Raw genomic sequence first — 20,256 nt, forward strand, 5'->3', positions numbered from 1 at the left:
GATTCAAAGGCCTTAGAAATGAAGAACTTTATAACCACCTCTCTGCTCCATTCCGCCAATCTCGGCGTGCGTGCAATTTGCGCACGTGTCAATGATGCGCACGCCGCCGGGCGCACAATCGCTCGCGACTATCACGCGTCAATCCGCTTCGCGCTCGTTGCACTGTGGCTCGGCTCCATTCCTGCTATTGCTCACGCGGGCATCTGGAATGGTGGACTGTGCAATATCTATCAGCAGGTTCTCGACAACGAGCTCCTTGAAATCGTCTCCCTCTCGGGGCTCGTCGGTGCACTTGTCGCGTGGCTGCTGGACGACGGCCACAGCAAGATCAAGGCGATGATCCTGAAGGGCATGGTCGGCACGCTTGGAATCATCAACGCGCCCCTGCTGTGGGCGCAGGTCTTTAACCATGGCGCCGCCTGTTCGGGATCCATGTAGATGAGTGGTACCGATGATCACATCACCGTTGATAGCGTCGTCACGGATCCTTTCGTGGTAAACATCCAGCAAACGATGCTTGAGCGTTTCATGTTGCTTGGCATTGACCGGAAATGGTTCATGGGGCAGATCACGGCGGTTGGCATCTTCGCCATCGGGCTGAAGAATCCATGGGTTCTGGTGGCTGTGCTGGTGACTCACCCGGTCCTATGGTTGATGGTGCGAAACGATCCTGATCAGGTGGCCTGCTACCTGAAGTACAGCGATCAAGGCGATTTCTATGAACCTCGCCAGTCTGTAAAGCAGCGACGCAACACACGTCCAGTGGGTTTTGGACGAAGGACATTGATGTGAGGTCGCGCAAGCTTTCTCCCTACGACAACGAGTCGCTGGCGCAAATCGGCCAACGCATTAGTAACCCGAATCGACGATCGGTTGCCGAGCTTGTGCCGTGGCTGTTTCCTTATGACGCGTCAAGCGGACAGATCGTCAACAAGGATTCCGGCGTCGCGGTGACATTCGGATTTGCGGGGCCGGACACGGACAGCGTATCGACGTATCAGGTTCTGGAAATGCTTGAGCATTTCTCGTCGTCGTTACGTGACCTTGGGCGTCGGCCTATGACGATCTGGTGGACGGTTCTCCGTCGCCGCACCACACATTACCCGACGCGCCCGATGCCAGATCGCATGTCGCAGGTTGTCGATGATGAACGTCGTCGCACCTTCGAAACGGAAGGAAACTACGTCAACCGGCATTACTTCACGCTCGTCCTGCGCCCGGAAGTTGGTATCGATCGCTTCGCGGGTCGTGTGGTACATGGTGTTACCCGCGATGAGCTGTCGATCCCACGCGCTGTCTGGCAGGCAACGCGCGCGATGTTCTCCGATCAGTATCTGTTCGCCTATACCGCGTCCGAACTGCCGGCAGTCGTCGACGCCTTCGAAACGGCTGTCCAGGGCTTTGTTGCTTCCAATAGCAGCCTTAAAGCCTGGCGGCTAACGGGAAAGCGTCTCGGGGCGTTCATGCATAACGTCTGCTCACCGCCATCCGACGACGTTACCGAGCTGGACATCCCCGACACACCGGCGCTTGACATCGATATGTGCGATACCGAGGTTGCAGTCGGTCACGACTACCTGCACTTCTATTCAAACGGGCGATGCCGGTTCGGTATCGCCGCTGGCGTACCGGGTCGTCGGGATTTCTGGCCGAAACGCGTGTCCACCAGGTCACTCGACGGGTTGCTAAAGATAAGGGGAGAGCTGACGATCAGTCATTGCTTCCGCCTTACGTCGCAAGGCACGGCCAAACGCTTCATTGACAGCATCCGGAAATATCATGAAGGCCGTAGCGTTGATGTGCGTGCTTTGTTTGCCGCCGCGCTCAAGGGAGGGGAGGTCGGCAACCAGAGAAAGAACGAGTCACGGACAAAGGCCGCAAGGGAGGCAAACACGCGCGCCGGCAGGGTGGAAATGGCCGAAGAACAGTACGGCTTCTACAACCTGTCGATCATTTCATATTCGGACGTGTACGAAGAAACCCCCGAAAACGTACACGAGGCGGCGCCCAAAGCATACGCACAGGCGGTTGCAACACACAAGGCCGTCGAGGAAGCATTGCGGGGCGCCCAGTTCGTACCGGTGCGCGAAACGCTTCACGCCCTGTCGGCGTTCGCGACGACGATTCCTGGTATGTGGCGCGAATGCGCACGCTGGTCGTTTATCGACACACTTGCTTTATCGCGGTTGCTGCCGTTACGTGGGGTGTCGGAAGGTAATATGTTTAACCGCCACCTGTCACGCGAGCTCGGCCGACGTTTGCCGGCCCTGGCCGCGTTCATGACCGAGTACGGCACGCCTTTCTGGTTCACAGCGTACATGATGGACCTGGGCCACATGTTAATTTGCGGTCGCTCGGGCTTCGGCAAGACGATCTTCATGCTGTTGTGCGCGACTCTGTTCCGGAAATATCCGAACCTGAGGATTTATGGCTTCGATTTGAAGCTGTCGATGCGCATCCCGACGATCCTTCAGCGCGGGCGGTACCTTCAGTTCAATCCGGATCTCAACGCGGTACCGGCTGATGAGCGCGCAACGTGCGGCCCGTTGACCCTGCTTGAGCACGAGCGTCACATGCCGTTTCTGATGGACTGGATCTGCATGCTCGTTGGCCAACGGGGCTATCGCGCCACGGCTGACGACCGGATGGAGCTCGAGAAATCACTGCGCGCCGCGCAGAAAGACCAGCGTTTGTGGCGACTCAAAGCAATTCACACATCGCTGCCAAAGAATAGCCAGTTCGCGAAGGAACTGGCAACGTGGGTAGGTGGCGCGGTTGACGCACGTTACTTTGACAACCTCTCGGACAGTTTTAGCGAGGCCGAGTGGGTGACAGTTGCAACAGACGGGATCCTGAGCAACAAGGCTGTCGCGCGGCCGTTTCTGTCTTATGCAACCTACCGGATTCGCGATTCAATGGAACAGCGTCGCGCATGCGGGGAACTCGGGCCGACGATCATCATGCTCCCCGAAATCTGGAACCTGCTGGATGACGAGGATTTTGCGCGTCAGATCGGCGGCTGGATCGTGATGATGCGAAGCCTGCTCGGCAACGTCTGGATGGACGCACAGAGCCCCGAACAGGTGTCTACCTCGTCAATCTGGCCTGTCATCCGTGACAACGTCGCGATTCGTGTCTTCGTTCCCGTCAGGAAGTTCAACCCGGCCACGAAGCTGGCCTACGAGCGTGATTTCGGCCTGACAGAGGCACAGATCGCGGCGATCAGGGAATGCCGGCCAAAAAGGGACTACTTCATATCCGAGGACGGTGGCATGTCGCGCAGAGTATCCGTGCCGCTGTCGATCGAATCGGAAGCGATCCTGCGTTCGGAGTCCAGTTCACAGGTGTTGCTTGATCGGCACATGAAATCGGGAGATCCGAACTGGCGCGATAACTATTTCAGTAACGCCGTTGAACGAATCCGGCGGGAACGGGAAACCGCCGCAAGTGAAGAAGACCACAATAACGAAGACAGGGACGATGAACAACACGCAGCCTGACTGGAAGTGGCGGATCGTTTTAGCACTTGCGATATGCACTTATCCCCTTGCCGCACACGCCGGAGGCGGTGGGGTAGGTGCTACCGAAGTCACGCAGATCATGAATCATGCGGAACTGGTCGCGTCGGTCGCGAAGCAGGCCCAGATGGTGGAGCAGAACATCGAAGCCCAGATCGTCCGCCTGCAGAACCTGGCGCAGATGTCTCCACAGGTCCTGTCGGGCGCGACCACTCCGTATCGCGCACAGATGGGCAGTCTGCAATCGCTCTACACCAGTGTGTCCGGCCTACGCCAGGCTGCGGAGCAGACTAATGACCTGTTCAGCCGCAGCATGTCGGAGATGTCGAATACCGGCATGACACCTTCCCAATGGCTCTCCGCCTACTCAAAGCTTGCGACGACGCGTGGCGGCTACTACCGGCAACAACTGGATTCGGACATGAACAGTCTGAGCATCCTTGCGCAACGCGCCCAGAATCTTCAGCAGGTGCAATCGCTGATCCCGGGCATAAGTGGCAACGTGCAGGGGCTTCAGCTGCTGAACCAGCAGACCGGTCTGCTGGCTGGCGAGATGTTGGATATGCATGCCCTGATGCAACGCCAACTCACGCAGCGAATGCAGGAGCGCGAGGCAGTGGCGCAAGGGCAGGTCAATGCCGCCCGTTTAGCGGCGGCACGTCAGGTCGAGGCGAGGCTGTTAAACGAATTAGAGGTCAAGGATATCAACAGTGAACCACCGTTCGAATTATTAAAGAGTAGAAATTAGTGAAAGAGGAATGGACAGATGAAGTTTTTGGGAATTAATGTAGTTCTATGGACGATCGTATCTTTGCTCGTTGTGATCGCGGGAGGTGTCGTGTATGTCGTGATCGCTCACGAGGCCGACCAAGCCGCTGAGCAGATAGCCGCTCGGCGGCAGGCTCAACGCATGCAAACCATGAAGGAAGAGGCTGACGAATTGAACAGGAAGGAGACGGAAGAGATAGAACAGGAGCCGCCCTTCAAGTTGTTGAAATAATTGACCGAAGAGCGGGTGACGCAATGTTTGTGCGATGGATTATTTTGAAATTCTGTCGAACGCAAGGGGATCTGCGAGTTGTGCTTCGCACGGTTCGGCGGTATGTCGAAAGCCACAACGATGGTATTAAGAGAGGCATCAGCAAGGATAGGCGAGTTAACCGTTCGTGGCGCCTGTCGATAGCGTTCGCTTTCTTGATCGTTTACGCGGAGCGACCACAATTGTTCGCGCTCGCGCTGTTGTCTGTTCCGGTGATAGCGGTCCTGCTTTGCATTCGCCTGATCACATACGTCTCAAGTAGCTGGTAAGAAAGATGACCATAGTTGGAAACCTCAACGAATTTTTTTCGAGCGCGCAATCAGCTGCTGATGAACTCCAATCGCTGTTCGTACAGGATGGTATCGACCTGCTCGCAGCACTTGGAGGTGTCATGGCATCGTGGAACACATTCCTCTGGGTTCTAGATCGTGACACAGCTGACTATATGGTGCGCCTTTTCCGCCTGGGCGTGCGCTCAATGGTGATGCTTGCGATGCTGCTCGGCTGGAGTGGGGTCGTGCATCACTACTTTGTCGGCAACATGGATGAAATGGCACAGCGTATAGCCAGCGGGAAATCCGATGTGTCTCAGCTGGTCAAGGCGTTGGAGAGCGCAGGAAAAATCGTGCTTAATGCGGATCGACAGAGGGCCGTCCAAACCTGCGAGCAGGTGCCGAACACGACCCCTGAGGGGCTCGTAATCCCAGGAACGCACCAGGAATGTGGCACGGCGCAACCGGACTCCGGCAGTGGTGCCTTAGGGTCATTGAGTCGCATCGGGAACTTCGTCGCAACACTGCCGATTGCGCTCGATATGTTTTTGCTCAAGGGCCTCTGTTTTATCGCAATGATCGCGATGGCTCTTGCATTCTTGGTGATAGCGCAGCTAGGGACATTCCTGCTCGACGTGGCTTTTATCATCGGACCGGTGCTGATCCCGTGGTTTGTACTTCCTGCCGGCGAGTTTCTGTTCGATGGCTGGCTGCGGTCAACCATTACCGCGGGTCTGTACAAGGTCATCGCATGGGCTTTCCTCGTCATTATCCTTAAGGGAGCTATCCCGCAGATCCAGAAATTCAGCGACACGCTGGCGCAAACGGGAAACACGAGTGCGCAGGCATACTTCGACGCTAACTATCTGCCGCTGATCGGGCTGACACTGCTCTGTGCAATCGGCGCTTTCATCATGTGGCAGGTGCCAAAGATTGCGGCCGGATATGCCGGTGGCAAATCGGGCGACGCTGGCGGCGCGGTGAAGAAGATCGTCACGCTTGGGGGATTGCTGAAATGAGTTCGCCTCTCACTCGAACAAGGGATGAACAGCCCGCACCGCCGGGTACGGGGGCGGGTGCAGACGGCTGGTTTGCCGCTTTCCAGAAACCTGTCTGGGAAAGACGACTGGCGGTCAAGTGCGCGGCACTGTTTGCCGCTATTGCGATGGGGGAATGTGTCGCGCTTGTCCAGATGGCCAGGAGCAGCGGTCCGAAGCCGTACTTTGTGGAGCACGACGAGAAGTCGGGCGCGGCATGGGTCACGAATCGATATGCCAGTGAATACAGCCCCACAGCGGCCAACAGGCGTTACTTCCTCATCAAATGGGCGTCAAGGGTATTCACCATAAGTGCCGACAGTCAGGCGACGATACAGCGGCAGCTTCCAGCTGCCGCGTCGTGGACTTCCGGAGCCGCAACGAACGAGCTTGAGACATACACGCAGAAGACCGACCCAATCGCGGAACGTGTCGTGACTATCCCCGGTTTGACACGTGAATTTGTCGAGAACTCGACTTCATTTTCACCAGATGGGCGCGTCGCATACGTGATTTTCACGTCGATCGAGAGTGTCAACGGCAAGGCTGGCCCACCACAACAACGCCTTCTGACCGTCAATTTCCTGACCGATCCGTCCTTGCTAAAGGACGGAGAAGAAAAGGACAACCCCATCGGTCTGCGCATCACACACTTCACTGTCACGCCGTACAAAGGCTACAACCCGGGATCCGCAGAATGAAGTTAATGCATCTGTTCTATGCCGCCGGGGTTTTAGCGGTGGCTCATGCGGCTGCCGCGCAAACGACAAATACCCCGGAAGGCGGGCCCTTGCCGCCCGATTTCCGCACCGTTTCCAGGTCGTCTGCAGCTGTGCCGGCCGCATCGCCGGGCGCGCCTGCGGCCGCCGGTGTCGCGGCGCCGGTCCCGACGACCACCGGTGGTGCGACTTCGGTCGCCAGCGCGGCGAGGTGCGCGGCCGCGTCAGGTTGTCCGACGACACAGCCGCAAAAGCAGCTTGCCCGCAGGCGGAGTATGGGTACGCGATCGGAGTCAGTGAACGGACCGTACCCAGACCACGACGACCCATCGCTCGTAACGTACGACTATGATCCTGACTACAGCTACAGGATCGTCACCCAGGCCCATCAGGAAACGCATATTCTTCTTGCGCCCGACGAAGAAGTGATCGGCGTGTATCTCGCCGATACGGGAAAGCGGTGGCCTTACCATACGTCGATCACGAAGCGTGATCTTTTCGTCTCAGCTCGCCAGCCGGGGTTACGCAATACCGGCACGATCATCACGACCAGGCGCCGTTACGAAATCGATCTGCGCTCCACGGCTTCGACCGCATGGTTTCACCGGGTGTCATGGCACTACGTCGATGTCGGCTTGTCCGGCTCCGCCCATATGACGCCGTTTGGAGTCGAGTATCCGGGCAATGTGCCGCGTGGCTCGGGATACGCGGGCGGTGGCATGTCGGCGGACCCGGGCCCGCGTATCGACCTGGCGCACGTGAACTACGGCTACCGGATCAAGGGCAGTGCTTCGTTTGCCCCGACGATGGTCTTTGATGATGGCCAGTTCACATATATGCGGTTGCCGCACGACGCTACGCTATCAGCGGTTTTCATCCTGGACAGGAGCGGTGAAGGGGAGATCACCGATTTTGCGCCGATCGGCAACGACTTCTACAAGATTCCACAGGTCGTGACATATGGCCTGTTGCTCCGACGCGGCAAGGACGAGGTACGCGTGTTTAATGAGAGCGGCGGTGGATGCGGCCTGTTCGGCTGCGATACGACCCCGGCCCGGAACATTTATGGGCATTCCTGATCATGAGCACGCCGTCGCCCCTCCCGCCGATGACGAACGAACCGGGCAAGCGCACCCGTGTTCGGCGTAATCTGAAGAGCGTCATGATCATTGCGTTTTTCTCCGTTCTGTTCGCGATTATCCTTGTTCGAGTGATTAACCACCGGCGCGAGACGGTGGCCGAGCGGCAACAGCGGGAGCAGCTTGCTGCTGACGCTCGTAAGCCGGCGGCCTCTCCCGACGCTTTTCGCGCGCAGCTCGAGCAGCAACAGGCCCGCCTTCGGGCCACTATGGCCGATGCGACGTCCGCACCTACGGCTGCTAGCGCGGTTGGCGTCAATGAACACCCGTTGCCGGCTGGGTATCGCGCCCTGCAGCCGGACGGCGATTTGAGCGATGCCGATCGTCTTGCCCTGCAACGCGCATCCGACGATGATCAGTCAATCGGGCTCATGGCATACGAAACGACGGACAGTCACACGATCACGACGGTGGCATCCGGCAGCTTTGACGACGTAGTCAACGAGCAGAAGGCGTTAAAGCAGGAGCTTGCCAACTCGCATGGCGGAGGCGATGCGGGCGCAGATCTGGCCACGTTGCCCCAAGGCATGCGGCGCGGGAGCAATACGAGCGCAAGCGCTCAGCGCGCGGTCGACTGGCAGAACGGGCAGGATGCTGATTCCCAAGGCTCGCCACTCGTCCCGGTACCGTACCAGTCTGCATATATCGTGGAAGGGGGAACGCCGATTCCAACCGTGATCCTGCATGGCGCCAATAGCGACATGCCGGGAACATTCCGCGCAGTGGTTGATCGCGACATCTACGATAGCGTCAGCATGAGCTGCAAACTCATTCCCAGGGGAACGAGGATTGTCGGGCTGTCGAATAACGACGTGGCGATCGGTCAGGAGCGCATGCAGCTTGCCGCGACAAAGATGTTTTTCCCCAAGAGCGAAGCTTTCCCCGACGGCGCAAGCATGCGCCTCGATGGCCTTGGCTCAGCTGATCCGGATGGTGAGGCAGGCGTATCGGCTGAGGTGAATAACCATTTCTTCAAGATTTTCGGATCCACGTTCCTGATCGCGGGCGTTGCGGAACTGATCGGGCGTAACCAGAGTGCGGGCAGCGGCACGACGATCAACATCAACGGTGGCGCGACGAACGACCTGCGCGCGGCAGCGGGGCAGTCCGTCGCACAGACGACGCAGACGATCCTGCAGCGCAACGCCAACATTCAGCCGACGCTGCTTCTGAAACCAGGCCAACCGATGGTCTTTATGGTCAAACGCGATCTTATGATTCCTCCGGAACTGATTTCTGGAGGCTGCAAATGAAGCGGATTCCATTGATGTCGACGACGTGCGCCATGCTCGCGTGCATCGCCGTGCAATCGGCGTGTGCCAGTCGGCCGTCGGCGACGGTCAGCTACAACTTCGGATGGACGACAAGCGGATCCGACCAGGCACGCCCGTTTCAGGTGTTCGACGACGGCGCCAACGTATACGTCCAGTTCGACGATATGAAGCGCGTGCCTGCCATCTTCGCAGACACACCGGCCGGCCGCGTGCTCCTCCAGTGGCGACCGGAATTTCCGTACGCGGTTATTGGGCATCCCGAACGCGCGCTGATTTTTCGGGTCGGGCCATACGAAGCGCGTGCGCTACGCAATGCGCCCATGACCGCTGCACCGTCTGGCGTGAGAACGGGAGAGGCAACGCCGTCTGCGATCTCAGGCGTTGCGCCGACACCTAAGATCCGTAGCGGGGCAGGCCGCGCGTCGGACGCGGATGCGCCCTGAAATGTTGATTTGCCGCAGATTCCTCTTTTTCGCGATATACGGTGCCGCCGGTGCAGCTATCGCGCTCATCGCGTGGTACCCGGGACACTGGCTGATTGCGCTACTGGTGTTACCGGTGCTATGGGCCAAGGCGCCGAATCGATGGGCGGCCGGCGCGGTATGGGCCGCCTACTACATCATCGGCGCACGCGATATACCTGTGACATTCGTGCGCTTCTTCACCGCATATGGAGAACTTTCGGCGATAGACGCGCGGGCGCTCGGCGTCGCTTGCTGGCTCGCTCAGGGGGCGGTGCTCGCTGCGCCGTGGGTGGGCCTGAAACCGGAGCTGGACGCGTCCCCATCAACGCTCACATGGAGGGCGGGGTTGGCGCTACTGCTCGTCTCGTTGCCGCCGCTCGGCATTATCGGCTGGCTGTCTCCGCTTCAAGTCGCAGGCACCTTGTACCCGGGAACGCGCTGGCTCGGTTTGGTGCTAGCACTACTGCTACTCGCCACGATTGCAGCGTTCCGTCACCGGCGCACAGCAGTTGTGGCGGCGATGCTTGCGGTATTCGCGATCCCGGCGCATGTTCTGGCGACGACACCGGTCGTGCCGGACGGTTGGCTGGCGCTCGATACCCAGCTAGGCAAACTCGATCAGGCCGACTACACCGCTATATACGAGCGGACGAACCGCGTGCGGCACGTCGCACAACGCGCATTTGACACTGGCGCTCGCGTCGTCGTCCTGCCGGAGGAAATTGTCGGCTTGTGGCGCCCATCCTCGGCGTTCTGGTGGCAGCGCTTCGCGTCGGACCTCAAGGCACACGGACAAACGCTCGTGCTTGGGGTGGATCTGATGGTCCAGGACGAACCCGTCCGGTACTCGGACAGTGCTGTGGTTGTCGGGTATGGGTCAGGGCGCCTGGACAGTCGCCAGCCAGTGCCGGCCGGCATGTGGCGGCCCGGCGCGGCAGTCAGCGCCGTGGCCGGTGCTATCACGCAAGGATTTCTTGCGATTGATGGCCGACGCGTGGCGGTCTCGATCTGCTTCGAGGACTACCTTGTATGGCCACATTGGCGGCTGCTCATTGATCGCCCGGATGTGCTGGTCGGGCTGTCGAACGGCTGGTTCAACTCCGACCTCGCAGTTTCCAGGATTCAGTCTCAGAGCGTGCGGTCCATCGCACGTCTCGCTGGCGTGCCGCTTGTGCGCGCCGTCAATCAACAATCAAGGGGATGATCGATGAAGAGCCCTAACGACAAACAGCAGCGTCTGCTTCTGCCGATCTTGAAAAGGGAGCCGGAGAAAGCCAGATTGACTGTCAGCCTGGCGGCCGACGTCAACGCCGATCTGATCGAATATCGGCGTGCATATCACGAGATGGCCGGGGCTGAAATCCCCGTCGACATGCTGGTTGAGTATGTTCTCTCGCAACACATGAAGCGTGACAAGGCTTTCCAGGCATGGAAAGCCACGCAGAGTGGGTTGACCGAATAGGGCATACGCATATGTACACCGTCATTCGCCAAAGTTTCGGTAGCGTCACCGCCGGCTACTACATCCGGCATCTTGTTTTCGGGGCGATGTTTCCGGTGTTGCTTCTCGTGATGTCGAGCGGTGCTGCGCAGATGTCAGTGGGCCTCCATGTCGCCATGATCGTCAACACATTCCTGTATCCCTACGCGCGCTTCTTTTACGAACGAGTCGTCGGGTTCGTGATAGGTGTCAATGAGTTTATTGTGGGCGCACTTTTCGCGATGTTCATGAAAGTGCTCACGATGACGTTCTGCTGGAGCGCGGCGGTTGTGTTGGCTCCGATTGGTCTTTTGTACCTAGGCTTCACGCGCCAGCGCTAGAAGGCCTGTCGCCAACCGCAATGACAAAGACTCCGCATTTTGCTACGCGGAGACATCGTACCGACCGGCCTCGTAACGTAGTTCAGCGCACGGGGCCGATCGATTTCAGTCAGTATGCGACGTCGGCGATCAACAACGGATGGGCTAAAATGAGTTAGCGAACTCGCATTCGGGCGATGCTGACTATCGTGTTCTAGCGGGAGCGCAACTGCCCAAAGGCGTAAAGCTGCGTGACCCATAAAAAAACAGGGACCAACGGTCCCTGTTTCCCTGTTGCGGCCGTATCCCTAGTGGGACCGGTTTTTCCGCTTACCCGAATGGCGTCGATTGCCAGGCAGTATTTCTGTAAACCAGAAAGCGCCCGCCAAACCCGCAACCAGGATACCGCATAAAATCAGGTAGGTACCGGTTCCTTCAAGCATCATCGTCGTCCTGTTCCGAGTCCTCCATCAGTCCCAGGGCTTCGAGAATCATCCCTACAACCAACAAAGGCCACATTCCTGCCTTGCCGTTAATCAACGGACCTGTCAGACCAAGGCCGATTAGTACCAGCCCAACTTTGCGCAGTTCCTCTTTCCAGGCCTTCTTGCCATCGAGTTCGACCCGTAGACGTTCATGGAACGATCTCAGGGTCTCGTACAGCTCTTGCATCCTCACGTAGGCGTACTCCAATCTGCCAGATTAATGGAGCGGCGAACGCCTGAACCGGGGAGGACCCCACAAGCGCAGGGTCCGACCGGCATCTAAAGATGCGTACCTATTCTAGCACCCCGGCTCGCGCCCTGGGTGTCGTCAGATGCATCGTTGTCGGGCCCGTCTGTCGTAGGCGACATGCCCGATGGCCCGTCTTCCCACGACGCGTAGCTGTTGTCGATCGTCGTCGGACTGGCGAAAAGTTTTGTCGCAAGTCGCCCCGGCATGAAGGCGATCGCAACGCGGCGCGGAAGATTCAGCACCGTGGTGCCGGAAACTACAGGGGCCTCCTGGTTTCCGATCATGCGGTGACCTTCCCAAAGCTCACCACCGTGCGCGTTGGTCTTCGTCAGTTCGCGCTGAACGATCGAAAGCTGCTGCGTAGCGGACATTTTTTCAGCCCACTCGGCAGTGCGTTCATCGGCCGCGCGATAGACGAGCTTGATAGGTGTGTTGACCTCAAGCTCCCGGGCCAGCGCCTCACCGTCGAGCCGCCGGTCATCTGGTGCTTCGACGTTCGCGATCGATTGGCCCAGGAGGAACATGTTGCAGCGGGATTGCCGGATCGTCGCGAGGGCTTCATTGATTTCCGCGCTGGCGGTGAATTTAAGTTCGTCAACGCCGAATACCACGTGAGCCGGCCGCACCTTTGCCAGTCGGTTAATTTCGCCCGTCAGCTCGGCGATATAGGCTTTCGTCGCATCCTTCACGACCGGGTCACGAAGATCGCCACGCACATAAACGACTGCGTTATTCATCAGACACGCTTCGATCGAATGCCCTTTGCGTCTGCCGGGTTGTGCGAACGTGGTGATCCGCGACCATTCGTGCAACGAGTCACGCAACATCGATAGTTCGCTGTCGGCCCGGTTCTTCACATAGTCAAGCATCGCCTTGACCGACCCGTCCGTGTTTTCTAGCGCGTCGTCAAGCAACGCCCGTTCTTTCGCCTTGTACACATCGGAGTCAGTGCCGGACTTGTCGAGGTTGAAAGCGCGCGTAATACGTGTACGCCGCTCGCGGCTGCTACCGCCTACGAATGGGTGCCATGTGCCTTTTCCTTCAGGCCTCAGGTCAAGAAAGAAGAAGCGCCGACCTGCTTTGCGAGCTTCATTCTGCAACAGGTAGGGCACCCAGTCATCGCCCTTCGGGTCGACGTAGAAAACGCCGAAACCGAAACGGATGCATTGCTTGAATATACCCTGCAGGATGATGCCCTTACCGAAGTCACTGGGCCCGAGCACCAGATGATGGGTCGTCAGGAACTCGGTTACGTCGAAATAAACCGGCAGATTGTTCTCATCCAGTCCGTAGAAAATCTTGCCGTCGGCGAAATATTTTTCCGGTTCAAAGCTTCTCGCTTTGAGGTTGGCGATTTCGTCCCGGGCATCCACCAGCCTGTCCATTTTCTGCGTGACACGCATGGCTCGCCACATTCCCGACAGTGCGGGACTCGCGTAACGATCCCACAAGAGGCGGAGAATGAGAGCGGCAATCAGCGCGGAAGCAGGCATCGTCGAGTAGTGGGCGAAGCGTTCAAAACCCCAATCGAGGATATCGGCGGAAGGGCTTGGCCTTTCTTTTTGATCGATGACATACGCCGCGTATGTGAGAAATGGAACAAGCAGAGCAAGGATGAGCAGCCCAAAAACGCTGGTCTTGCGGGCGACCAGAAGGGCGTGTGTGACGAACGATTCTTCGTCACGCGGTAGATTCCACGGTACCGGATGCAGGAATCCCACCGCGAATAACGTTAATGCGAGACCGACCCAATACCATGGGCTCGACCATTCCAGCCACCTCATTAGTGCGCCAGAAACCAGTGTGTGGAAACCCAATCCGTGAAAAATCAACAGTGTTGTCCTTTCTAAGAAAGCGGGGGGAACCCGGGAGACTTTCGTCTCCCGGGCTATGGGCCGGCGTGTGCAAGAGGCACAGGCGGATTACCTAAAAGGTGTGCCACCCTGCCGGACAGATACGGTCTGCAGCCGTACAGCAATCGAAGGCTTCCCACGCCTTCGACCTTGACGCTACTGACGCAGGCTTGTGGCCTGTTTGTGCACTGACATACCGGAATCGGACTCCGGCTTGCCGCAACGAAACGACGCGTATACGCCGCTCCGCTGATTGCCATCGGCCTGTAAAAGGACGACGTGACCACCGGCCTGACTGCTGCCGGGTTGACCTGCACATGCCTGGGCACGCGGCTTTTTCATGCAGGTGACCCCGTGATGGGGCGGGCCACCCTGTCCTCCGGACCAGCTTCGACCGGAGTATCTGCAGCCCTGATGGCCTGCAATTTCACTGCGATTTACTGCCACGACAAGCTCCTTTTTCAAGGGTTAATTACACGTTGGAGACCCCGGGAGACCAATCACGGGACGCTCGCGGGTACCAGCCGCGAGCGTTCCAACACTCCATTGCGGGAACCACCCCGCATCTTCACGCTTACGTATGCCGTGAACTTTCGGACAGGCTTTCACCTGCCGTCTGCGCTTCAGACGAATCGCGACAGACGGCGACGCGGCTCGCGCCGCGAGGCCCTACTGATCCACTCTCCCTCGCATAGCCACCGGGTTACCAGCCCGGTTTCGGCCTTAGCGATTCCCACGTTAGTGCAACGCTACTGAAGCAAAACAACGCTCCGGGGCACCACGCCTGCGCCTCAGGCAACAACAGAGAGGTGTTCCCTCTCGCCCATCAGGTTTTCAGCGGCCCGAGATTCCAAAGCGGCTCGCTTACCTGTTGTGCCGTCAACGGCTTCGTCTTCGGACAGGCTTGATGCCCCACCACATAGCGACCTCTGCGGACGCATTTACACGCTTGAGCTATACAGCGACCCTGCCAGCTTGCGCCGGCAGGTGCCACGTGCGCCAGGTTTCCCCTTGCACGCCTGCGCCCTTTCGGAACGCCTCGGCAGCCTACGTGTGTGGCACAGGTTCTACGGTTCCCCGCAGCCCCTGGACGGTGCTGGCGACAGCGAAAGCCGTCTCCCGTTTTCACGTTACACAGGGCAATGGCGCATTTCCTCGCCATGCCCGTTTCCGTGTCGCCCAACCTCTTCCCCGTGCGGTGGGGATTGAGTCGAAGGACGGAGTTACACCGTCCAGCGCTCGTCGTAGTCGTACCAGCGCCATTACGCGCATACGACTTCAGCACACTCGGCACGGTTGGTAGCCGTGCCTTGAGCCATTGCGGCTCGCGTGAAGTGATGGAGTTCAGGGGTGGTCAGCCCCCGACGGAATACTGCGGTGGTGGCTGCCCCTGGTCCGTGTAATCGCTCGCGCGATACACCACTTCGGGCAACCTGGTACTGCGAAAGGGTGGTCGCCCTTGTGCTGCGTCGCTGGCCGCTTGTGGCGGCCCGGCGACGCAGAGTGATGCTTGCGTGCGAGGCCGCTTGTGGCAGTCAGCGGCCGTATTGTAGTGACGTTCGTAGGAAGTTTGCACGCTTCGCGTGCGGAATCTCTTATAATTATCCGGGAATGCTAAGCATCCCGGATAACCGTTCAGCCTTGCGCAGCAAGGCTTCGCATTATCAATGAATCAACCGAAACAAAGTTGCTCAATCCCCAATTAATGAAGGCAGGTGAACCACGAGTGATCCGCTACAAGACGTTGCTGATGCAGCGGCTTCTCGACCACGTCCGACACGGCTACCGGCATCACGTCTCGGGTGTGGTCCACGCAGAACGCGCGAAGGCGTTCTGCGAAAAGTTCAGCGATCGATACGAAATCCTGCTCAACACGAACCAGCGCGCTTACCGGAAAATACTCGGCAAGGCGAATGCGCGACTGCTGTTCGCGGATCTCGAGCGTGGCGATTCGCTGCACTGGTTCCTGATGGTGACGGATGGAGAGCATGTAGCGCATAAGCTGGAGAAGCTTCGGGATGCACTCGTGCCCGGCGAGCGTATTGAGGTGTCCGGGTACGAGCTGCTGAAGTTGCCACACTCAAAGCATGCAGGCGGCGGCGTACGGCTCACCTGGCGCATGACTACTGCGATGGAGCGGCAGTGGCGTTACCAGATCCGCTCGACCGTGAGGGCAAGACGGGCTGACGAGCTGGTAACGGGCCTGGTGCGCTCGCTGTATCAGACGCCAGGTTTTCATACGACGCGGTATCAGGTTGGCAGGCTTGTGACGCTGCTGCGCGCCGAGTGGGAGCGCTCGGGCCGGAATACGGACAGCCTGCCTTTACCCGGTGCGCTGCCCTACGTGCGGCGCATGGCGGACGAATCCTTCACGCTCGAGGACTGGCTCGCCTCTCGCCTAAGACAGCAGCACAACCAACGAGGAGACGCATGAACAATTTGGAGCAACAGGTGGGGCAGGTCACGTTCACGGCAGACGAGTGGCTGAACGATCCCGCCTCGGCAGCCTTTGGCGTCACGAAGCTGGTGCCGAAGGCGAAGGAGCCGACGCCCGGCATGAAGGCGATCCTGGTGTCCCAGGAAAGCTTCAGGCGCGCGAAGAAGCAGATGAAGGCGTTTCCCGCTTTCCGTCCGCAACTGGATTTACCTGAACTGATTAGCGCGATGATTGATGTATGCGACGCCGATCCTGCGATCATGGAGAGGGTCGCACTTCGAATCATCGAGGAGCGCCAACGCCAGATCGATGCGATGAAGGGTAGCCTGGTACATATTCCGTGAGGGGCGTGCCAATGGCACCTGAGGTCCGCAGTCGGACCTGGCACGATAGCGCCGGCTTGCGGCGTCCGCGAGGAGTTAGTGGGTGACGTGGGGTCGACCACACTCACAGCGGCGCTGTGGCAGTGCTCTCAGCATTCCAGTTAGCAGGAGCGATACGGACGACGCTCGTATGGCGCGCGACACCGATATACCGTATGCGTAACTGGAAAGAAACGAGGCGTGGCCGGCCGCAAAAGCCTGCGCCCTGACCAACGCCCGGCGCCAGGCGGCCTCTCCGGAGCGGTACCGGGCGGCTGGCAAAACCGTTACGGTAACGTAAATTAACCGCCGTTTTGAATGCACTCGATGGTTGCGCGAAGACGCACCACGGTCCGCTGGCTGGTCAGCCCGAGCAGCCGGCTCACGTCGACGTTGCCGCGGCCATCGAGCAGCTGCCGGCGAGCATAGGTGTTGCGCAGCACGCGCGGACTCATGTCGGGCGCCCGGAATCCGATGGCTTCGAACGCCTCGCGCACGACATTGCCCAGTAGCACGTCATTGACCATGCCGTCGCGACCTGGGGCCGGAAAGAGAAGGGCGTCGCCGGCGTCCGGCTCGCGCGTCTGTTTCCACCTGGACAGGGTGGCGATCGAAAACGGCGGCAACGGGATGCGTCGCGAGTCACGCGGTCCGCGCTTCGGCACCTCCAGAAGTGGGCGGATGCCCGCGACGCCCAGATGGTCGCACCGCGCCTGCCGAAGCTCCGTGGCCTGGATGCCGGTAGCCAGAAAGAGGGCGACGATCGCGCGATTGCGCAATGCGCGGGCGTCGTCGTCGGCCGCGGGCTGGACCCACGCCTGCAGCCGTGCATCCGCGTCGGGGCGAAGATAGAGGGGAACCGGCTCATCCTCTGGCCAGCGCTCAAAAGCGGCGATGGCGGTCACCGGATTCTCTACGCGGATGCCGTCCTCGATGAACTGACGGCACAGCCGCTCGAGCAGCCTGCCGTAGCGCAATCGGGTCGTGGTGCCCGGCGCGCATCGCATATCGACGTCGGCGAAGAAAGCTTCGACGTCGGCCGTGCCGAAGGTGGCCAGCGTCACGCCCTTTGTTGCGAGATGGCGCAGAAAGCGGTCGAACATCGCCGCATGCTGGATGCGCGAGCGTGGGGAAAAGGGATGGCGATCGGGCGCCGAGCGCGTCGGTTTCCTGCCAGAGCCGGTATGCGTCCGCTGGCGCGGTGATCCATGGGAAGGGTCGATCCATGTCCGGTCTTATATACTGGATTTGTCGCTCCGGCAACCTGTCGCGAATCTGCGCTTCGCCAATCGGTCTCCAGGGAGAAGGGTTTCCCGGTGCGGTTCACTTCAAGGGGCGATCAACTGCCGGGTCGTGCGGACGGCGTCCGCACGGGTGTCACCCGAACCGTTGATTTATTGTTACATGTAATCCAAAATGAACGCCCGGATTTCGTGAAGAGGGCGGCATGGCACGCAGCAAGAATATTCCGTTACCTGTAACCGAAAAGCGAGGTCGTGGCAGGCCGCGAAAGCCCGACGCGATGACCAACGCGCAGCGCCAGGCGGCCTTTCGGGCGCGGCGCAAGGCGGCCGGCAAGGCCGTCACGGTATCGGTAAAGGAGCATGACAGGCTCGTGCTCGAATGTGAGCAGCTGCGCGAGGAGCTGGCGCAGGCTCGCCGCGAGATCGCGCGCCGTCCCCGTCGCGACGTGGGCGGGCGGCGGGACGCCGCATCGGCGGTACTGGTCCGGCCGCTTCCGGCAGACGACGCGGAATCGGATGACCGGCGGCTGGCGGTGACGATGACCGGCCGCGAGTTCTTTTCGCTCCAGCGGCTGGCAGCCCACTATGGCCTGCCCAGACGCGCCGTGCTGGAGCGGCTGGTCTGGTGGGCGGATCACAGCGTCGTACAGTCGTTTGGAGAGGACGATGCGGCGTTTAACCGTTATCTGCATCGGGTAACGGAAAATAATTGAAAATCGCTGTTTTAGTTACGTGTAACAGAAAATGCTCCGGGTTCGTAAAAGAGGCGGGAGTGGCGCAACGATGATGGTTCCGGTCGCGAGAAGCCGACGGGATAACTAGAATGGCCAACGCGAATAACCAGCAATCCATTTGCAGAGCCATCCTTAATGGTTTGGCTTGGGAATTCGGAATTTGGAGCACGATAGCCTGTCGCCGATCCAATTGAATCAAAGACTTATGCGTGGGGGGATCACAAGGTGCTCAGCGGGGAGAGTCTTGCCGTCGCAAACTCCCTGTCAGAAGGGTTTCCACAATCCAGGCGTGCGATATTTTCCGAACTCTCAAGCTGGCCCAATGTGAACATGGCCTAGGGTTCATTTCCGGCAATGCGGTAGTCCTTCGCCACGACACCGCGTTCGCTACCCGCATTGACAACCGCAGGTCGCACCCAGGTCACCTTGTTCGCCAGCCGACGGATATGACCACGGCGCAGATGCGTGCGCGGCGCCGAGTGCGGGCCCGATCCTTTTCCGCTGGCGGCCGCCTTTCCTGTTGCGAGCTGCAGGACCTTGTACGTGAAAAACGGTGGCCGGCGCATGGCAAGTCGTCGCGCGTTCATGGCAGGCTTCGGATGCACGTCGACAGTCCCCACGTTGGCGCAGTTCAACACTGCGCAAGCCTGAATTGCCATGTGCACTTCGTCGTTGGCATCGTAGGTCAGACGGGCAAGCGCCGCATCGATGTCACCATGGCTTTGCGCCGCCACCATCTCGAACATTTCATCGAGCAGCACAAAAGGCTCTGCGAAATGTTGAAATGAATTGCGATGAAGTCGGCCTGCGTTTTCCTTCACGTCCAGCATCATCTGCGTCATCCGCGTGGGCTTGTGTCCCTCGGGAATACGGAATTCCCTCGGTACGAATGTCCCGCCTGCGCCGGGATTCCACGTTTTCAGTTCATCGGAGTAGTAGACGGGATAGATGAAAATGCCGCCTTCCGGATAGTGCCTGCGCAACGCCGGGATTTCCTTGAGCCCCCGAACCGGCGTGTGGTCCTCGGTCATCTCACAGCACAGCGCGATTCGGCGCGTCGACATAGTTTCCAGCACACCGGCCACGGTCGCAGCCGGAACGATTTTCTCCTTGTGCCACGAGGCCTCGAACACTGTCACCGGATACGGCAGCCTCAGCAACTCGAGGTGCGTTTCGCGGATGTTCTCGGTATCGATCAGCTCGGCGCAGTTTGGCAGCAAAAATTTAGGCGCCGCCGCAAGCATCTGGATCACGGTTTCCAGCCGCGCGGCCGTGACGGTGAGTCCGCGTGCGCGGGTTTCCTTTATCGTCTTTCTCAGGTCCTCAATGGCATGGGTGCAGTAGTTAACCGGAGTGATAGCGTCCGACATAATAAATAATGGTAGTGAAGAACTGTTTTATCAATAGTAAGGCTTGTCAAGGAGCAATTGTCAAATCTGGTGTACGCGGTGAGCAGGTTCATCAGGCGGCGAGCGGTTGCTGAACCGTTGCGGGCTGGCTGGCAAGGCCGACGTCAGTGTGGCTCGAGCTGTATGCAGGGACACTTGCACGTACAGTTCTTCGGGAGCCGCGGAGCCTATCCGATTTCCTGTGTGTGAGGCATAAACTGACGGCCAAGGAGCCGCTGCT

At 59.2% G+C, this 20,256-nt stretch carries 20 protein-coding genes; 16 read left to right on the top strand and 4 right to left on the bottom strand.

From position 1 onward, the window contains the following. Positions 1 to 18: 18 nt before the first annotated feature. The 13 genes from HV796_RS31795 to HV796_RS31855 all read left to right on the top strand — a co-directional run bounded on the left by HV796_RS31795 (position 19) and on the right by HV796_RS31855 (position 11,283). Positions 19 to 438 carry a hypothetical protein gene (locus tag HV796_RS31795; protein ID WP_175231840.1) on the top strand — a complete coding sequence of 140 codons (420 nt, stop codon included), beginning with the start codon at positions 19 to 21 and terminating at the stop codon, positions 436 to 438. Beyond that, positions 439 to 792, top strand: coding sequence for a VirB3 family type IV secretion system protein (locus HV796_RS31800; protein WP_246356139.1), 354 nt, complete (start codon positions 439 to 441; stop codon positions 790 to 792). Then, positions 789 to 3,500: a VirB4 family type IV secretion system protein gene (locus tag HV796_RS31805; RefSeq protein ID WP_246356140.1), complete on the top strand. Its 2,712-nt coding sequence runs from the start codon at positions 789 to 791 to the stop codon at positions 3,498 to 3,500. Before HV796_RS31800 ends, HV796_RS31805 begins: the two co-directional genes overlap by 4 nt. After that, on the top strand, positions 3,481 to 4,266 hold the full coding sequence (locus HV796_RS31810; protein ID WP_175231842.1) for a TrbJ/VirB5 family protein: 786 nt from the start codon (positions 3,481 to 3,483) through the stop codon (positions 4,264 to 4,266). Before HV796_RS31805 ends, HV796_RS31810 begins: the two co-directional genes overlap by 20 nt. An 18-nt stretch (positions 4,267 to 4,284) precedes the next feature. Continuing rightward, positions 4,285 to 4,518, top strand: a complete 234-nt coding sequence (locus HV796_RS31815) for a hypothetical protein (protein ID WP_175231844.1) — start codon at positions 4,285 to 4,287, stop codon at positions 4,516 to 4,518. 313 nt (positions 4,519 to 4,831) lie between these two features. Then, entirely contained in the window at positions 4,832 to 5,848 is a 1,017-nt protein-coding gene (locus tag HV796_RS31820; protein WP_175231846.1) for a conjugal transfer protein TrbL, read from the top strand. After that, complete coding sequence (locus HV796_RS31825; protein WP_175231848.1) at positions 5,845 to 6,567, top strand: VirB8/TrbF family protein; 723 nt, start codon at positions 5,845 to 5,847, stop codon at positions 6,565 to 6,567. Before HV796_RS31820 ends, HV796_RS31825 begins: the two co-directional genes overlap by 4 nt. 314 nt (positions 6,568 to 6,881) lie before the next feature. After that, a complete protein-coding gene (locus tag HV796_RS31830; protein WP_246356141.1) occupies positions 6,882 to 7,664 on the top strand; it encodes a TrbG/VirB9 family P-type conjugative transfer protein in 783 nt (260 codons plus the stop codon). An 83-nt stretch (positions 7,665 to 7,747) separates the two neighbouring features. Next, positions 7,748 to 8,977, top strand: a complete 1,230-nt coding sequence (locus HV796_RS31835; RefSeq protein WP_246356142.1) for a TraB/TrbI/VirB10 family type IV secretion system protein — start codon at positions 7,748 to 7,750, stop codon at positions 8,975 to 8,977. Continuing rightward, complete coding sequence (locus tag HV796_RS31840) at positions 8,974 to 9,441, top strand: TrbG/VirB9 family P-type conjugative transfer protein (protein ID WP_175231854.1); 468 nt, start codon at positions 8,974 to 8,976, stop codon at positions 9,439 to 9,441. The genes HV796_RS31835 and HV796_RS31840 overlap by 4 nt, the downstream gene beginning before the upstream one ends. Position 9,442: 1 nt before the next feature. Further along, positions 9,443 to 10,666, top strand: coding sequence for a carbon-nitrogen hydrolase family protein (locus tag HV796_RS31845; RefSeq protein WP_175231856.1), 1,224 nt, complete (start codon positions 9,443 to 9,445; stop codon positions 10,664 to 10,666). A 3-nt stretch (positions 10,667 to 10,669) separates the two neighbouring features. After that, positions 10,670 to 10,924 (top strand): DUF2274 domain-containing protein, encoded by a 255-nt coding sequence (locus HV796_RS31850; protein ID WP_175231858.1) that lies wholly within the window; start codon positions 10,670 to 10,672, stop codon positions 10,922 to 10,924. 11 nt (positions 10,925 to 10,935) lie between these two features. After that, a complete protein-coding gene (locus HV796_RS31855; protein WP_175231860.1) occupies positions 10,936 to 11,283 on the top strand; it encodes a hypothetical protein in 348 nt (115 codons plus the stop codon). A 414-nt stretch (positions 11,284 to 11,697) separates the two neighbouring features. On the opposite strand, the gene HV796_RS31860 is transcribed toward HV796_RS31855, so the two are convergent. Further along, the gene (locus HV796_RS31860; RefSeq protein WP_175231862.1) at positions 11,698 to 11,934 is read right to left on the bottom strand and encodes a hypothetical protein; all 237 of its coding nucleotides are present in this window, start codon (positions 11,932 to 11,934) and stop codon (positions 11,698 to 11,700) included. Positions 11,935 to 12,026: 92 nt separating this feature from the next. Beyond that, positions 12,027 to 13,781, bottom strand: a complete 1,755-nt coding sequence (locus tag HV796_RS31865) for a type IV secretory system conjugative DNA transfer family protein (protein WP_246356143.1) — start codon at positions 13,779 to 13,781, stop codon at positions 12,027 to 12,029. A 1,795-nt stretch (positions 13,782 to 15,576) separates the two neighbouring features. On the opposite strand from HV796_RS31865, the gene HV796_RS31870 reads away from it, so the two are divergent. Together HV796_RS31870 and HV796_RS31875 are read left to right on the top strand one after the other, a co-directional pair. Further along, complete coding sequence (locus tag HV796_RS31870; RefSeq protein WP_246356144.1) at positions 15,577 to 16,284, top strand: hypothetical protein; 708 nt, start codon at positions 15,577 to 15,579, stop codon at positions 16,282 to 16,284. Then, positions 16,281 to 16,631 carry a hypothetical protein gene (locus HV796_RS31875; protein WP_175231864.1) on the top strand — a complete coding sequence of 117 codons (351 nt, stop codon included), beginning with the start codon at positions 16,281 to 16,283 and terminating at the stop codon, positions 16,629 to 16,631. Before HV796_RS31870 ends, HV796_RS31875 begins: the two co-directional genes overlap by 4 nt. A 320-nt stretch (positions 16,632 to 16,951) precedes the next feature. Here the strand turns inward: HV796_RS31875 and HV796_RS31880 are convergent, their stop codons facing one another. Next, positions 16,952 to 17,752 (bottom strand): tyrosine-type recombinase/integrase, encoded by an 801-nt coding sequence (locus tag HV796_RS31880; protein WP_343053021.1) that lies wholly within the window; start codon positions 17,750 to 17,752, stop codon positions 16,952 to 16,954. Between the two features lie 344 nt (positions 17,753 to 18,096). Here HV796_RS31880 and HV796_RS31885 point away from each other — a divergent pair, with 344 nt between their 5' ends. Continuing rightward, positions 18,097 to 18,606, top strand: coding sequence for a hypothetical protein (locus HV796_RS31885; protein WP_175231866.1), 510 nt, complete (start codon positions 18,097 to 18,099; stop codon positions 18,604 to 18,606). 356 nt (positions 18,607 to 18,962) lie between these two features. Here HV796_RS31885 and HV796_RS31890 read toward each other — a convergent pair whose 3' ends face one another. Then, positions 18,963 to 19,997 carry a hypothetical protein gene (locus HV796_RS31890; RefSeq protein WP_175231810.1) on the bottom strand — a complete coding sequence of 345 codons (1,035 nt, stop codon included), beginning with the start codon at positions 19,995 to 19,997 and terminating at the stop codon, positions 18,963 to 18,965. Between the last annotated feature and the right edge of the window lie 259 nt (positions 19,998 to 20,256).

It is taken from the genome of Paraburkholderia humisilvae (assembly GCF_902859855.1).
GTDB classification, from domain to species: Bacteria; Pseudomonadota; Gammaproteobacteria; order Burkholderiales; family Burkholderiaceae; genus Paraburkholderia; species Paraburkholderia humisilvae.

Coding starts and splice junctions, on each gene's coding strand:
- HV796_RS31890 (WP_175231810.1), bottom strand. CDS start 19,997: ATGTCGGACGCTATCACTCCGGTTAACTACTGCACCCATGCCATTGAG.
- HV796_RS31850 (WP_175231858.1), top strand. CDS start 10,670: ATGAAGAGCCCTAACGACAAACAGCAGCGTCTGCTTCTGCCGATCTTG.
- HV796_RS31800 (WP_246356139.1), top strand. CDS start 439: ATGAGTGGTACCGATGATCACATCACCGTTGATAGCGTCGTCACGGAT.
- HV796_RS31825 (WP_175231848.1), top strand. CDS start 5,845: ATGAGTTCGCCTCTCACTCGAACAAGGGATGAACAGCCCGCACCGCCG.
- HV796_RS31865 (WP_246356143.1), bottom strand. CDS start 13,781: ATGAGGTGGCTGGAATGGTCGAGCCCATGGTATTGGGTCGGTCTCGCA.
- HV796_RS31795 (WP_175231840.1), top strand. CDS start 19: ATGAAGAACTTTATAACCACCTCTCTGCTCCATTCCGCCAATCTCGGC.
- HV796_RS31835 (WP_246356142.1), top strand. CDS start 7,748: ATGATCATTGCGTTTTTCTCCGTTCTGTTCGCGATTATCCTTGTTCGA.
- HV796_RS31840 (WP_175231854.1), top strand. CDS start 8,974: ATGAAGCGGATTCCATTGATGTCGACGACGTGCGCCATGCTCGCGTGC.
- HV796_RS31820 (WP_175231846.1), top strand. CDS start 4,832: ATGACCATAGTTGGAAACCTCAACGAATTTTTTTCGAGCGCGCAATCA.
- HV796_RS31855 (WP_175231860.1), top strand. CDS start 10,936: ATGTACACCGTCATTCGCCAAAGTTTCGGTAGCGTCACCGCCGGCTAC.
- HV796_RS31810 (WP_175231842.1), top strand. CDS start 3,481: ATGAACAACACGCAGCCTGACTGGAAGTGGCGGATCGTTTTAGCACTT.
- HV796_RS31885 (WP_175231866.1), top strand. CDS start 18,097: ATGGCACGCAGCAAGAATATTCCGTTACCTGTAACCGAAAAGCGAGGT.
- HV796_RS31815 (WP_175231844.1), top strand. CDS start 4,285: ATGAAGTTTTTGGGAATTAATGTAGTTCTATGGACGATCGTATCTTTG.
- HV796_RS31860 (WP_175231862.1), bottom strand. CDS start 11,934: ATGCAAGAGCTGTACGAGACCCTGAGATCGTTCCATGAACGTCTACGG.
- HV796_RS31845 (WP_175231856.1), top strand. CDS start 9,443: ATGTTGATTTGCCGCAGATTCCTCTTTTTCGCGATATACGGTGCCGCC.
- HV796_RS31880 (WP_343053021.1), bottom strand. CDS start 17,752: ATGTTCGACCGCTTTCTGCGCCATCTCGCAACAAAGGGCGTGACGCTG.
- HV796_RS31875 (WP_175231864.1), top strand. CDS start 16,281: ATGAACAATTTGGAGCAACAGGTGGGGCAGGTCACGTTCACGGCAGAC.